This is a genomic window from Bradyrhizobium sp. Ken51 (assembly GCF_055807435.1).
On sequence record NZ_JBVVPB010000040.1, the window covers coordinates 1 to 14,315 of the forward strand.

Below are 14,315 nucleotides of genomic sequence, written 5' to 3' on the forward strand. Positions count from 1 at the left end.
CTTGGCGATCTTTCTTCGTAAGATGGACTTCTCTTGCTTCGGGTATCATCCCGACGTTGAATCATGACTCACTTCCCAGGGAAAGTGGGTACTAGTTTCCAGTCGCCGCCTCGAGAAGCGTGGACGCAGCGGCAGATGGCTCACCATCGAATGACGTGTGCCCAACGAGTTGATGATCCGCCGCCGCGCTCGCACACCGTATTTTCCGAGCTCACCAATCTATATTCAGCGCCTAAGCAGCACGATGCGACGAGCGATTCGCTTGAGTCGCTGATTGAACACGACAATCGGTCGGGTTTAGGTCAAGTGACCGGATCGACGGAGAAGCCGGTCAGCTCGTTCGCAGCGAGACCTAACCGTCGGCGCCCAGCCTGAGACGACCAACTAGCCAGCAATCGCAAGCCGCCTGACGGCCTCGATCATCACGCCGGTCGATTTCCGAAACTGAATCACATCTCAGCGCTGGTGACCCAAGCCAATCCCCAAGGTAGACGCTTTCTGCCTTAGGGAGCCTTCGGAGCGCTTCATAAGCTTTGAAACCCTAGCTACAGGGGTGCGGGCCCTTGAGTGCGCCTTGAGCAGCTTGACCTCGTCCTTACTATATTCTTTGCGCTTGGTGCTTTTTGCCACGTGACGTTCTCCGATTTCGCTTTGCACATTTATCTGCAGCGCCTTGTTATTGAAAAACGACGCAACTGCTTCCCATTACCACATCAATGACCATCGGCAACTATTCAAGCGGGCTTTTATCTTCCAGATAAGAACATGAACTACACGCGAATTTGTTCTCTGTCCTTCTGTATCTTTATCCGCGCGACAAACCCGGTTCCCGACGCACGCCAGGCGGTTCAACATGGAAGCAAGCTAGCGAGACAGGGATGCTCGATTCGGTCCTTCAAAAACCAACTCGAAAGCGCTTCTTGCTTAAATACATCAACTTCACTCACCAAGAAGTTTCGTAGAGCAATATTCAGGCGCCAGAATTGATGGAGTAGCGCTGGATCGGCCAGGACAATCGTGGTGCTCCCGCGCATGATGAACCGGGCTTCACGAGTGTACGGCGTTACCGCGCGAAGAATAAACGTCGTCTCATACTTGCTGGGCTTCTGCGGATTTAGGTCGAGTACTCACAAATGCGAATCCTGCGGCGGCTGAGGTTTGCTTCGTCAACTAATCGAGCACGGCTTGCTCTTTCTAATTTGACAGCCGCAGTATCCTTGATCGAAGAGGCCACGTAGAGATAGCCAGGCAATTCCATCCTCAGCGAACAAGATTCCAGACCATCGCCTGCCCCGTGTCATGGACCCGGTGAACGAGCGAGCGATCTGATCGTGACATTTCGCTAGGCCCGGCACGACGGCATGGCAAACAACCCGCGGGCTTAGCGCCCTGTGAGCCTGGCACCGGCAGGCGATTGCTTGATCATGACATGGCAGAGCGCTTGGCCAGCACGATGCCGGTGGCGCGCTCCGGATCATTCGTGATCTGTGCACATTGAGCTCCACTGTCGAGCAGATGCAGGTCAAACTGTCCAAAACGGCGGAACGGAGTGTGTGTCATGTCGGAGGCGTCGCAACAAATCCAGGCAAGATGTGGAAATTTCTGCCGGAGCGTCGGGCAAGGCTCAGAGGCTGCATCAATAGAGGTGAGCGTCTGCCCGATGTTCGTCAACTCGCCTTCGAGCACCATTTCCAGAATCCTTATTGCCAAAACAAACGTGCAGGGTCGGCGTTCAGAACCGCTGTCGCCAAGCCAAGCCGTTGATGGGTCGAATGCCACTCCCAGACGCCCTTGCGGTGATCTTTGCGGAACAGCTGCCATGCCGCCCCAGTCGTATCGTGGTGCAGCAGCGCAACCTCGACGAGGCCGCGCTCCGCATTGATATTGCCTGAGCAACACGGGCTCTCGACCAGATAGCCGCCAGGAACCGCAGTCACCTCTGGCGAGACATATCGGTAGCGCTCGCGCTTCGTGAGTGCGCGCACGATTCGCCATCGGTCGAGCTCGTTGGGATGGGCAGGCAAGCCGGAATGATGTCTTCTGATGATTGCCGCGTTCATTGCGCAATCTCCTAGACTGCAGAGATTTCTGCCTCGATGCAGCCAACCACCAACTGCTTGCCGAAGTCGACCATATAAATGAATAGGTTCGCTTCCGTATGGCAACCGATCTGGACGATCTCACCAATGTGCCCGACGCTGACCAAGCACTCTTCCGGCGACGCGTCCGGAAAGGAACCGTCGTTGAGCAGATCTATCGCCGCCTTGACACGTTGGCCTGACTGGTATCTTGGCAGTCTTGGTTCGATCATCGGGCTGCCGCTCCTGGCAAGGAAGGCCCCTCGCCTTCGTGGCTTCGCCTGACTAGATCGAGCTCCTTGCCTTTCATGCCGACGCGATGGCCGGAGCCGAGGAATTCAACCCCATAGATATAAAATTGTTGTAGGAACGTGCCGATCGAGACGACATAGCCAAGCTCACCTTTCTTGACCAGAACCTCACCAATCTCCTTGCCCACATAGGTGCCGTCGTTGCGGATGGTGCGGTTGGCCCGCACCTTGTCGCCATAATCAAACAAGGGGCTGTCCGTCAGCTCGACGATCTCACTATCGCGGACGATGTTGCTCATGCTATCGTCCCCGTTCCACAGTTCGATACAACGTCTCGCCAACGCCCTGCCTCACCGACCGCCCTATCATTATCCCCGATCAGCCGCGTCGATCCCCGCACGGCGGTGCGGTTTGCGATCACGGCTTGCATGAGCCTTTCGAGCCGGTGCAGCGCAACGCCCGCAACTGAAATCCAGATGCTCGAGATAACTATCCATGAGCCCATGGTTGATGTTGAACAAGCCCTCGATGCGGCACGCGCGTCCGTCATCGACGGAGGCATGGTTGAGCCGGCGGCGCGGCGAGCCGCGTGTTTCAGCGCCGGATGCGCACAGCCGGCGGAGTCGGCCTGATTACCCCGGCAACTGAGGGCATTGTGGACGTCACCATTCACGGTCCTGCCCATAGGCTCAAGCGCCCCATAATAACACCTCGGCGCCGATCTTGCGCGTGGTAGCGAGCCCCACCAGTCTCTGGACAGCTGCGTCGGTTGTCGGGTTGCCCGTAACGCAAGCAGGCGCAAGAGCATTGAACGAGAACAGGACGGCGCACGCCAGGGCCATTGCGGCCAAACTCGGGCTTGCTGGCGCCGAGAGCGCCACTCGGCAGGAAATCGTCTGCGCATCACGTGATCGGGTGCGAACGCGTTGGCTTGACGCAGGTAGATTTTCGGCAGGCTGATATGATTACCCTGCCGCCCTGAGATGATGCTAGGTCGGCTCGACACCGCACGACCAACGCAGGAGTCGGTGAGGACACCCTCGTTTCTCTCGGATGGCGGACTTAAGAACGACCTGGACATGAATGTCGCCCGTTCAAGGATGGCTGCAGGGGAATGGATCGATGTCCCGGAACACGCGTCCGCTCTTCGTGGGCCCATCAGCGAATTCGATCCGCGACGCTCAAGACAGCGGGATTCGGGCGGACCGGAATCGTTTGACGCAGTCCCGCCGACGCCCGCGTCGCCAGAATATGGCTCGGTAGCTGGCGAATAGCTTGGCGACGAGGGCGAGCCTTCCATCCGGTTTGAGAAGGCGACAGCCGCGGTCGCCGCCGTTCAATGCGGAGCATCAACCGCCCGAGTTTCTGAACGGCTAGTGTCGTCATGACATCCATCGTGGCCCTCAAGCAGGCTCCTGCTGACGCGGCAGCGCCGCGTCGAGCACGCATGTATTGTCAACGGGGCAAACCGCCACGCATTGTGGCTCGTCAAAGTAGCCGGCGCACTCGGTGCATTTCTCAGGATCAATCAGGAAAACGCCGGCTCGCTCGGAAATAGCGAGGTTCGGGCATTGCGTTTCGCACGCCGAACAGCCCGTGCATTGCGACACGATGATCTTGAATGGCATTATCTCGAACCCATCCTCAGGCGGCGGAAGTCAGCGAGTTGGAGCAGGCCGCCGCATCGACCCTTTCAACGTGATTGATCTTCCCCTCATTGACTTTATCGAGATAGAGTTGGAACCAGGCGGTGACCGAGCCATCGATGAACTCGCAGGCGTACCGATCGACCGGCTCTATGCCGGCCTTGATCAATTCGGCCTTCGGGCAGCCGCCGATCTTTGACACGAATATGGCGTGGCAATCCTTGATGGCGCCGATGGCGATTTCGAGCTTGCTGTCCTCGCCGTGACCACCTTGGCAATAGGAATGGATTGCTCGATGACCAACGTATTTTGCGCCTGAAGTCGAGAGCTCGTAGACCTGGAACTCCTTGGCATGACCGAAGTGCTGGTTGATCAATCCCGAGCCCTTGGTTGCAACCGCCACCAGCACCTTGATTTCGCTGGACGCGCTGGCGAGCCGCGCAAGCGCCTCCTGCTTGGCCACAAGGTTCGCGGTGCGCGCCTTCTCAACCTTAGCCTGATACTCCTTCCGGGCCTGCTCGTCGTATTTGATGTCCATCGCCATGATTTTCTCCATGGTGAACTCCGCGCCACGGTCCTCCCCGAGCAGTCCGACGGCGTCGGCCCGGCACTGGCGACAGTGACGCATCATGTTCATCTCGCTTTCGCAGCTATCGTGCAATGCTGTCACTTCCTGTGCAGTCGGGCCGCGTTGCCCCCTGAGGCCGAAGACGGTCCCATGCTCCGGCGACGATATCAGCGGCATCACATTATGCAGGAAGGCGCCGCGCGACTTCACGGCCTTGTTAACCTCGACCAGATGCTGATCGTTAATCCCGGGGATCATCACCGAGTTGACCTTGCACAGGACGCCGCGCGCGGTGAGCATCTCCAGCCCTTGGAGCTGTCGATTGCTGAGTATTCTCGCGGCTTCGATGCCGGTGTAACGCTTGTGGCCGTAAAAGATCCAGGGATGGATCTTTGCACCAATTTCTGGATCGATCATGTTGATGGTGATCGTCACGTGGTCGACCTTGAGTCTCGCAATCGTGTCGACATGATCGGGTAGCGCAAGACCGTTCGTCGAGAGGCACAGCTTGATATCTGGCGCGAGCTTATTGACGAGCTCGAACGTCCTGAATGTCTTGTCCGGGTTCGCGAGCGGATCGCCAGGACCCGCAACGCCGACCACGCTCATCTGAGGGATCGCGGAAGCGACCGCCAGCACCTTCTTGGCGGCCTGCTCCGGCGTCAACTTTTCGCTGACAATGCCAGGACGCGATTCATTCGCGCAATCGTACTTGCGATTGCAGTAATTGCATTGGATATTGCAGGCGGGTGCGACCGCGACATGCATGCGGGCATAATGGTGGTGCGCCTCCTCGCTGTAACAGGGATGGTTCTTCACTTTTTCCCAGATCTCAATTGGCAGATTAGCGATGCCAGCCTGAGATCCGCAGCTTGCCTTACCGCTGCCACCGATCGTACCGCAGCCCTTGTGCTTCACCATGACTTGCATGGTCTCGCTGATCTTGCCGCTGCAGGATACCTGGTGTTGCGCTGAAGTACTCATTATTCCAATTCTTTTCGCAAGCCGAACCCTTTCGGTTTCTGAAAAGCCAAAAGCAAATGGCGTGCCATTCCGGCCACAATGATTTTTACAGTTCGCTTCAAGCAGTTAGCTAATGCCTGGTCGAATGTCAGATTTATCAAGTCATGTTGGAAAGCTGACAGGGATTGCGATCACAACAGCGCTGACACCATTGTTTTGAGGAGCGGTAGGCTGCTTCAGCGTATAGCTTCGGCGAACCGCATGCGGGCGTCGCTTGAAAGTTGATCTTCCGTCAGAATGTGACGCCTAGGCAAAGCACAATGCGCAAAAGACGTTCCGGACGCTTTGAAGGACACCTTGATAAGGCGAGCCCTCCTAGAAGCAGAGAAAACGCAGTCCAGTGACTGACCTATGCCATGGAAGATCACGCGGACCCCTGCGTGATGTTCGGAAGGGCATTGTCAACGAGCTGAAGAGAAACGCCCCCTCGCCAGGGTCGGGGATCATCACGAAGGTTGATACTTCTGAGCCTGCGATCTGGGCCGGCGCGCGACTCAACTATTCAAAGCTGAACCTTATGGAGTCCAGCCATTGGCCTGACGATGTTAAGACGCGTGGAATGCAACGAGCGGCCTGGCGGTCGCCGAAAAGGGGGAGGTCGCGAAGGCCTCCCATCAACGCTATCGCGCTGGCCGGATGCCTCGATGCTGCGCCCCGGCCAAGATACTGCCTTTGGCATCGTGCGGCAGCACGATCTTGGTTCCGAAACAAGGCTGCAAGGACTGTCGCGTTGACCGGTATGCCCGCACCGCGCCCGCCAAGACTTCCCTGGACATCGCCTGTTTGACGACGTCTGTAGACTCGGAGCGTTCATTTTTCGGTTGCTTCGCCGCCGCGCTTCTTGGCGTTTATGGTGATTGGTAGGGTGGTGTCGCTCGCCATCGCCGGTAGGTCGAGCACCCAGCCGTTTGCGATTTTAATCCAACCACCCCACAGCGTCTCGTGCTCCCAGTCGACGATCGGCTCCTCAAGATCTTTCTTGGGTACATAAATCGAAAGGCCTGTCTCGGGTGAACGACGAATCATGACTTTCATAGGGGCTCTGCAGGTTGCGAACTCTCGCCCGCACGCTCCTGACACGCACGCCACAAGGCTCTCTGTTTGGAAGTAATGTGCGCCAGGACTTGCAGCACACGATCGATCTCATCCGTCGCCGTCTCTCGCGAGAGCGAGAAGCGAACCGCACCCCGCAAAAAGGCCGGTGCTACTCTCATCGCGCGCAGGACATGGGACGGCTCCATCGAGCCGCACGCGCAGGCTGAACCGAGTGAGGTGGCAATTCCGTCACGATTCAGGTGGTGGACGATGGCCTCCGCTTCGAGATGCTCGAAGGCAATATTAGAGGTATTTGGCAGGCGGTTTTTGATATCACCAAGCGCGATGCATCCGCCGAGAGCGAGAATGCCTCGCTCCAGCCGGTCGCGAAGGGCGCAAATCTGGATCTGATCTTGTATGAGGTGTGCCGCCGCGAGTTCCGCCGCCTTGCCGAGCCCAACAATGCCTGGGACATTTTCGGTGCCAGCGCGGCGACGCCGCTCTTGCACGCCGCCGAAGATCAGCGGCCGGAACTTAATGTCCTTGCGCACATACAGCGCGCCGACGCCCTTCGGACCATGGAGCTTGTGGCCGGAGAGCGACAGCATATCGATGTCCGTCGTCTTCAGGTCAATGGGAATCCGACCGACGGCCTGGACTGCATCGGTGTGAAAGAGCGCGCCGACTGAGCGCGCCATCTTGGCGAGGGACTTCACCGGAAAGATCGTACCGGTCTCATTATTAGCCCACATAATCGAGGCGACTGACGTACGCTCCGACAAGACGTTGCCATAGCTCTCGATGTCCAATCGACCGCTTGCATCGACCGGAATGACGTGGATCTTGAATCCTCGTCGGCCCAGCTCCTCGGCAAGAGACAGCACGGCCGAATGCTCAACTGCGGTTGTGACGATCTCGTCGCGTCCTTCCTGCACGGCGAGCGCGGACAGGATCGCAGTGTTGTCAGATTCCGTCGCGCCGGAGGTGAAAACGATCTCGTGATCGAATGCCGCGCCAATGAGAGCCTGCACATTTCGGCGCGCCTGCGTCAATGCGGGTGCAACCTCAATGCCGAATGCATGCCCGGACGACGCATTGCCGAATTGCTCAGAGAAGAACGGCAGCATCGCGGCGACCACCAAGGGATGTGCAGGGGTCGTGGCGTTATTGTCCAGGTAAATCGACCGCACGGAGAGTTCGCTCTGCATTTAAGCCCTCACTTTGGCAGCTCCGGGGAACGGATCAGGCGGACAAACTTTCCGAGCCGCTCGATCAGGCGCGCCTGAATGGCGGCGAGCGTCGTGCCCGCAAGCTTGCATACCATGCAAGCGCCGGTTAGCCCGACCATGATCTTGTTGCCGTCTATCGATGAGGTCACAATGTCCCCGATCGCGCCTGAGGCTTGGCCGACTCTCATCGAGCACGGCGCGGACAATCCGCTCGCGATCGGAAGGCTCGATGGTCGAAGACTGCTTCGTCCGTTCAGCCTTCAGGCCCATGTTCGATGCTCATTCCATTGCCAAGCGTACCAAGGCGACTCAGCTGAACGATTTGCCGCAGGAACAGCTCGCTTTGGCATTTGGGTTATCGAAGCGGAATCCTGATCCTTCGAGCGACACCACGAAATCGATCGTGGTGCCGTTGAGATGCGCCCGGCTCGCGTTGTCGACAAACACTTTAATCCCGCCTTGCTCGAACACGGTCTCATCGGAGCTTGGCTCATGAGCAAGACCCATTTTATATGTGAATCCCTGGCAGCCGCCGCCTTCGATCATGATCCGCAAACCGCTTGCCGGCTGCGCTGTCGAGGAGATTGCGGCCTTCAATGCGGTGATGGCGCTATCCGTCAGGTTGATCATCTCTGGCTCGTTCTCAGTTCTGTCGCAAAGCACAAATGGCAAATCCCATGCCAGTCGAGATGCAGATGAAACCAGCTTCTGTTGCAGAGGCCCACCATTCGATTTGCGACCTGTCGGGTTCGCGACAGGCGGTTTTCCGGCAGCAGGATGTCATGCAGGCGAGGCCTCGTGATGGTGGCAGCGGGTATCCACGCAAATCGCGCCAAGCCGCCGTTTACGCTCTACGTCGCCGCAGACATCGCGGACGGCAAACAACTTGCAGGAAGGTGGGGGACACGTCGCATTGGGCGACCCGTGCACACCACAAACTGATGAGGAGCCTGCCATGACCTCGATCGCCAACACCGCTCTTGGCCCGCTGGACAAGGAGGGGCGGTTGCTGAATGCGGTGCTTAAGAGTGCAACAACGAAGTCGGGCCGGTTTGGATTTCGAGGCGACATCGCGCTGAAGTTCCAAGCCCAGCTCGCCGACGAAAAACGACCGCCGGATTATTCCATCGAACAAGTTCTTGCAATTGCACAGGAAGGCGAACCAACCATCCCAGTCCTTGCCGGATATCTGCATTCTTTCGCTTATCTACCCGAGGCCGCGAAGGTGCTGGATGGCAGGCTGAGCCCCAAAGGCAGCTATTTCATCTTCTGCAACAACATTGATCTGCTCGCGAAGTACCGCACGAGAATAGGGGACATCACCTTCCGGATTCTGCCATGCAACGAATCAACCGTATGGAAGGAGATGATGGACCTCGCCGGCATCGACAAGAACGATCTCAAAAAGCTCGGTACCGCCGCGAGGCTCGACTACTTGCTTGATGCCGCCAAGGAAATCGATGGATCATACACGGAGATCTCATACGAGGACGGCCTAGCCAAAATGGAGCCGGTGAAGAACAGAAGCGAAAACCGCCCAGTCTGAGGCATCGCCTCAGCCCCTTTCTCGCCAGCTCGACAGTCCGCCGCAAAGAGATTCACTGCAAACGCTTCGCCTGCGGCGGGCTCTTTCTAACCTTGGCCATGCACTTCCGGCCCAGCTTTTCGGGCAGACGACATGCCACTCTGCTGGTCGTGTGATGGCCAAGAGCACTGTCGTCATCACGCTGAGGCCGGCTCACCGCGACGGTCCGACTGACAGAGTCTATCGTGATCAGGACATTCCAAGTCTGACCGGTTCATGGTCGCGGTCACACTTCAAAGGGCCGATCGACGGTGTGTGGATTGGCTTTGGCGTTGTGCTCCAGGCCTTTGCCGGCCTCAGCGGCGCTGAGATGTCGCGCGAGGAGCGATCACTATGCTGATGTTCAAGGCCACCGGTGATCCGGACATTCCGGGGCTGCGCGATACCCGTGCTGCGGAAAGCCAGCGCCATCCGCGACTGGAGCGACCACGATGGATGCAGAACTCGCGCCGACCCGGATGCGCGGTAGCGCACGTGCGAAATCGCCCGGCAGAATCCGCCGCAGGGAGTGTGGAGGACGAAGTGGTCGCCGCAGGGGTGGAGGTGTTGGCAACTGTGTAGGAGTGCCCGAGTACCCGTCGCTGTAATCGGCAGCACCCGCGAGGTCGAGCAGGCGGGTGGATTTCCCGTCAGCCTCGGCCGCCCAGGCTTAGACCTATCGTCTCGGTGTGCGCCTGATTACAGGCCCAGCAACAGCCCTGCGATCTGCATGGCGTTCAGCGCCGCCCCTTTGAGCAGTTGATCCGCCGCCACGAACATCGAGATCTGATGCCCTGAGGGATCGCCGAGGTCCTTGTGGATGCGGCCGACCAGAACATCACCCTGGCCAGCCGCGTCGATTGGTATCGGACCTCGTTTTTTGGTGCGGTCGGACGACCTTCACGCCGGGCGCTTGCGCCATGATCGGGCGCACATGCTCCTCGCTGATCGGCTTCTCGCATTCGAAGTTGATGGGCGCGCAGCACGGGTACGCGGATGCAGGTCACGCCAGTCACGATCATCCCGTCATCGAAGGTCTTGAAAGTTGGCAATTGAGATTGACACGCGTGAACTTCAGGAAACTCTTCCTTCGCAGCGGCGCCGGCCCCGCTGGCGGCCCGGTAAGTTGCGCTTATCACGCGCTGATGCGGTTCTTCTGGTGGATTGGCCAAAGCAGCACCAGCGCGGTGATCGCGGCGCACTTCGGGTTAGCGATGATACCCTTGCGGTCGCGGACGCGGGCCGCATTGATGTCGAGGATCACCAGCGGCAGGTTCGGATCCATTCGGAAAGCGGAGGAGTTGTCGATCACGAAGCATTCGAGATCGGACACTCTCAAGTCGCCTTCAGCACTTTCTGAAGCGGCCACCTCCTTTTCTAGAACAACAAGTTCTGTTCATTATGCTAGCCCAATAGAGCATGGGATTCACGTCTGCGGCGGCGCAACCGGTAGAAGACTGCCAGATCGAGCCTCGATGCTGGATTTAAATTCTTCGAAGGTGCGGTTTGTGCCGGCAAAGACGAACATAACTGCGTGAGTAATGCTCGATGTGAGCAGCAGATCGATAGTATCGAGCTACAAACCAGAGTATGTAAGAACGGCGGAGCCGGCATCCCTTGAAAACAGGCACTAACGAGACACCAAGCAACGAAGGGCCGCAGGGGGTGGCATCGCTCGTTGTCGGCTAGGTTTTCCTTGTGAACTGCATGTCGCAATCGCCCTGAATGATTCTGCTGGTCGCTCGAAGGCGCTTAATTGGGCCCGATGGCGCGTTTTTCTGATTAACATTTCTCTTCATGTCTCCTCCTGCGGCTGGACGTGGGAGCTCCAGGAGACTTCTCTCGCGGAACCGAACAAGACCCGCCGCAAGAAACCCTCTCGTCCCTGTAGTTGGCCAAGGCTTGGAGCAGCCCCGGCATATAATACTTCTTCGCACCCTCCCTCATTGATTCCGGCATAGCTTTCGGATCGTCTAGCCACGTCATCGCCCGCTCGATCAGCTCGATGGCATGTTGCTTGTCACCACTCTCGTAGTAGTACTGAGCGACCACCATATAAGAAGAGCAGTTGAGGCCGCCGAAGGCCTGCCCAGGATTGAGGATGTGTTCCGAAACATCCCTGCCGATCGCAAAGCGTTCCGCACGCGGAAGGTGCGTGTTGTCGTTCTCCGCATAAAAGAGTTGCCTCATCGCGCCAACCAGCGCACTCAAAGCCTCTGACTGTTTCTCAATCGCATCTCGAACCAGTTGGCGTAAGACCTGGAAACCAGTCGCCGTGTCGCGCATTTTGTGAAGCAACAGATGCGCATGAATCTCCCGGAAGTGGAGATTGTCCGGCGTCGCGGCAATGCCCTCTTCGACGGCTAATAGCGCGGTCGGCCAGTCCTTTGCTTCCATCGCCGCTCCAATTCTCCGGCGCATTGAGCGTTCGCGCGCCAGGCGCTGGCCTTCCGCAATCCGTTTCGCATCAGCGGCTTTAGCTTGATAGCTGCTGCGCCAAGTGCCGTTTATTATTTTCGGCAAGACGTCGTCGAGTGTGATCGGATGACCGATAAAGGCAATGTGGCCGTCGCGGTCGACGACGAACGACGTCGGAATCCCGACAGATGAGCTGGCATCCATCCAAAGCTTGTTCATTTCGCCCGTACTGTCGAACCCGATTCGATAGTTCAAATTTGAGAACTTCTCAGTCAACCATGCGTCCAACTTGGTGCGAGCCTCATGCGCCGTTGGTGCTTGTTCCCTAGCTGCGACTCCGACGACCTCAAGCCCCTCGTCTTTGTATTTCGCTTGCAGCTCAATGAGATGGGGCATCGCCTCCTCACATGGACCGCACCAGCTTGCCCAAAATTCGACGATGTACACTTTCCCTGGCTGGAAGTTCGTAAGGGGGTCGCCACGCAGCCAGTTCTCGACTTTGAGCGAAGGAGCCGGGGTCGCCATGCACAGCACCATCATTTCTTCTCCAAAGTCAGTTGTTGCGAGAGCTTGTCTCTACACTGAGTTAGCAATCACCGTGCCAGGCGCTCCGCGCGCACTAAGCACATGAAAAGCTCTAAGAAAAACATCCGCACGCCCAATAGGTCCACTGTAGCCTGACATGCTTTGCGTGAGCGTCAGGTTTCGGGCACGCAACGCGCCCTTCGGGTCGCCAAAACGCGAATGCGCATCCGCCAGCCGCGACGTAGGCTTCGCCGTAAACGCTCGGCGGCGGGCTCAGGGCGCTGACCGAGTTAAGGATCACCCCTTACTGCCGCGCGATCTAGCCGGGGTGCCCAAGGCCGCTCACATCTCCTGCCGAGCGTCTCTTGATCTGGCGCAAAGGCGGAGACTGCGCGCGCAGCCCTGAACCAGGCTAGTCGTCCGTGAAGAATGCCCAAGCTGTTGATTTGGAATCCTAAAACGACGAATTGTGGAAATCGAATTTGCCGGAAACTGGCCGCGCGAAAGGGGATTCCTTGCAAATTTGATTCGTGATTCTGTGTCGTATCGCGGCTTCGGGAGAGGACGAGATGCGGCCACGGGAACGACGGGAGACGGGCGAGCAGGATCTGTTTCGCTCCCGGCTTGATCAGATCATCGACATGAACCATCCGCTGGCGAAGCTGGCGCGAACGGTGGACTGGGGCTTCCTGGAAGGAGGCTTCAGCCAGGTCTACACGGACGATCCCGGCCATCCGCCGCTGCCGACACGACTGATGGCGGGGCTGGCGATCCTCAAGCACACCTATGACCTGTCCGATGAGGTGCTGTGCGAGCGCTGGGTCGAGAACCCCTATTACCAGTACTTCTGCGGCGAGGAGTTCTTCCAGCACCGGCTGGTGTTCGATCGCTCGTCGTTGACGCGCTGGCGCAACCGGATGGGCGAGGAGCGGTTGCAGGCGTTGCTCCAGGAAAGCCTGTCGGTCGCCACCAGGACCAAGGCGATCAAGCCGTCCGATCTGTCACGGGTGATCGTCGATACCACCGTGCAGCCCAAGAACGTGATGTTCCCCACCGATGCCAGGCTGCTGAACCGGGCGCGCGAGAAACTGGTGCGGCTGGCGAAGCAACACGGGGTGGCTCTGCGCCAGTCCTATACACGGGTCGGCAAGTTCGCCCTGATCCAGCACCAGCGCTATGCTCACGCCAAGCAGTTCAATCGCGCCAACCGGATGCTGAAGAAGCTGCGCACCTTGCTCGGCCGCGTCATTCGCGACATCACCCGCAAGATCGATGGCGACGGCGGGCTCGAAGCAGCGTTCGCCCAGTTGCTGATGCTGGCGCGGCGCGTACGCGAGCAACAGCAGCGCCAGCGCGGCCCCAAGGTCTATTCCCTGCATGCCCCGGAAGTCGAATGCATCGGCAAGGGCAAGGCCCACCGGCCTTACGAGTTCGGCGTCAAGGTCAGCGTTGCCACCACCATCGGCCGCGCCAAGGGCGGCCAGTTCGTCACCCACGTGAAGTCGATGCCGGGCAACCCCTACGACGGACACACCCTGGCAACCGTGATCCCGGAAATGGAGGCCCTGGTCGGCAATACCCTTGATCGCATCCTCGCCGACAAGGGATATCGCGGCCACAATGCACCGCCAGATCACAAGTTCAGGGTCTTCATATCCGGCCAGAAACGCGGCGTCACACCCAACATCAAACGCCAGTTGCGCCGCCGGGCAGCCATCGAACCCGTGATCGGCCATCTCAAAGCCGAGCATCGCATGGGCAGAAACTATCTCTGGCACCGCCGGGGCGACGCTGCCAACCCGGTCCTCGCCGCCGTCGGCTACAACTTCCGCCGGCTGATCCGATGGCTCCGGCTTTTATTGTGCCAGATTATCCTCGCCCTCATGCCAACCCGTCAGTCCGCTCCAGCATGAAAGCCGCGTTCTTCACGGACGACAGGCTATGCTAGCCAGCCGACAGGCTACTCACGAGCATTTCT

General features: G+C 58.4%; 14 protein-coding genes and 1 pseudogene. 3 read left to right on the top strand and 12 right to left on the bottom strand.

Annotation, left to right across the window (positions count from 1 at the left end):
- Window positions 1-1,422 precede the first annotated feature (1,422 nt).
- The 10 genes from AC0L27_RS36280 to AC0L27_RS36325 form a co-directional block, all read right to left on the bottom strand.
- Entirely contained in the window at window positions 1,423-1,689 is a 267-nt protein-coding gene (locus AC0L27_RS36280) for a hypothetical protein (protein WP_409190659.1), read from the bottom strand.
- An 11-nt stretch (window positions 1,690-1,700) separates the two neighbouring features.
- Window positions 1,701-2,060, bottom strand: coding sequence for a DUF3024 domain-containing protein (locus AC0L27_RS36285; protein WP_473322519.1), 360 nt, complete (start codon window positions 2,058-2,060; stop codon window positions 1,701-1,703).
- Window positions 2,061-2,071: 11 nt separating this feature from the next.
- Window positions 2,072-2,311: a nitrogen fixation protein NifZ gene (locus AC0L27_RS36290; RefSeq protein ID WP_369726371.1), complete on the bottom strand. Its 240-nt coding sequence runs from the start codon at window positions 2,309-2,311 to the stop codon at window positions 2,072-2,074.
- The gene (locus tag AC0L27_RS36295; protein WP_473322522.1) at window positions 2,308-2,628 is read right to left on the bottom strand and encodes a nitrogen fixation protein NifZ; all 321 of its coding nucleotides are present in this window, start codon (window positions 2,626-2,628) and stop codon (window positions 2,308-2,310) included. The genes AC0L27_RS36290 and AC0L27_RS36295 overlap by 4 nt, the downstream gene beginning before the upstream one ends.
- Window positions 2,629-3,732: 1,104 nt before the next feature.
- Window positions 3,733-3,957: a 4Fe-4S binding protein gene (locus tag AC0L27_RS36300; RefSeq protein ID WP_473322524.1), complete on the bottom strand. Its 225-nt coding sequence runs from the start codon at window positions 3,955-3,957 to the stop codon at window positions 3,733-3,735.
- A gap of 16 nt (window positions 3,958-3,973) precedes the next feature.
- Window positions 3,974-5,527, bottom strand: coding sequence for a nitrogenase cofactor biosynthesis protein NifB (gene nifB, locus AC0L27_RS36305; RefSeq protein WP_473322526.1), 1,554 nt, complete (start codon window positions 5,525-5,527; stop codon window positions 3,974-3,976).
- 849 nt (window positions 5,528-6,376) lie between these two features.
- Window positions 6,377-6,601 carry a putative nitrogen fixation protein NifT gene (gene nifT, locus AC0L27_RS36310; protein ID WP_473322528.1) on the bottom strand — a complete coding sequence of 75 codons (225 nt, stop codon included), beginning with the start codon at window positions 6,599-6,601 and terminating at the stop codon, window positions 6,377-6,379.
- A complete protein-coding gene (gene nifS / locus AC0L27_RS36315; protein ID WP_473322529.1) occupies window positions 6,598-7,809 on the bottom strand; it encodes a cysteine desulfurase NifS in 1,212 nt (403 codons plus the stop codon). The genes nifT and nifS overlap by 4 nt, the downstream gene beginning before the upstream one ends.
- Window positions 7,810-7,817: 8 nt before the next feature.
- Complete coding sequence (locus AC0L27_RS36320) at window positions 7,818-7,979, bottom strand: NifU family protein (protein ID WP_473322531.1); 162 nt, start codon at window positions 7,977-7,979, stop codon at window positions 7,818-7,820.
- Window positions 7,980-8,139: 160 nt separating this feature from the next.
- Complete coding sequence (locus tag AC0L27_RS36325) at window positions 8,140-8,460, bottom strand: iron-sulfur cluster assembly accessory protein (protein ID WP_473322535.1); 321 nt, start codon at window positions 8,458-8,460, stop codon at window positions 8,140-8,142.
- Window positions 8,461-8,785: 325 nt separating this feature from the next.
- Here AC0L27_RS36325 and AC0L27_RS36330 point away from each other — a divergent pair, with 325 nt between their 5' ends.
- Together AC0L27_RS36330 and AC0L27_RS36335 are read left to right on the top strand one after the other, a co-directional pair.
- Window positions 8,786-9,376: a hypothetical protein gene (locus tag AC0L27_RS36330; protein WP_473322539.1), complete on the top strand. Its 591-nt coding sequence runs from the start codon at window positions 8,786-8,788 to the stop codon at window positions 9,374-9,376.
- Between the two features lie 372 nt (window positions 9,377-9,748).
- Window positions 9,749-9,976: a hypothetical protein gene (locus tag AC0L27_RS36335; protein WP_473322540.1), complete on the top strand. Its 228-nt coding sequence runs from the start codon at window positions 9,749-9,751 to the stop codon at window positions 9,974-9,976.
- A 117-nt stretch (window positions 9,977-10,093) separates the two neighbouring features.
- Here AC0L27_RS36335 and AC0L27_RS36340 read toward each other — a convergent pair.
- Window positions 10,094-10,706, bottom strand: a pseudogene (locus AC0L27_RS36340) (Asd/ArgC dimerization domain-containing protein); the annotation flags it as partial.
- Between the two features lie 470 nt (window positions 10,707-11,176).
- On the bottom strand, window positions 11,177-12,352 hold the full coding sequence (locus AC0L27_RS36345) for a TlpA disulfide reductase family protein (RefSeq protein ID WP_473322542.1): 1,176 nt from the start codon (window positions 12,350-12,352) through the stop codon (window positions 11,177-11,179).
- Window positions 12,353-12,906: 554 nt separating this feature from the next.
- Between AC0L27_RS36345 and AC0L27_RS36350 the strand changes: the two genes are divergently transcribed.
- Complete coding sequence (locus AC0L27_RS36350; RefSeq protein WP_473322543.1) at window positions 12,907-14,250, top strand: IS5 family transposase; 1,344 nt, start codon at window positions 12,907-12,909, stop codon at window positions 14,248-14,250.
- Window positions 14,251-14,315 lie beyond the last annotated feature (65 nt).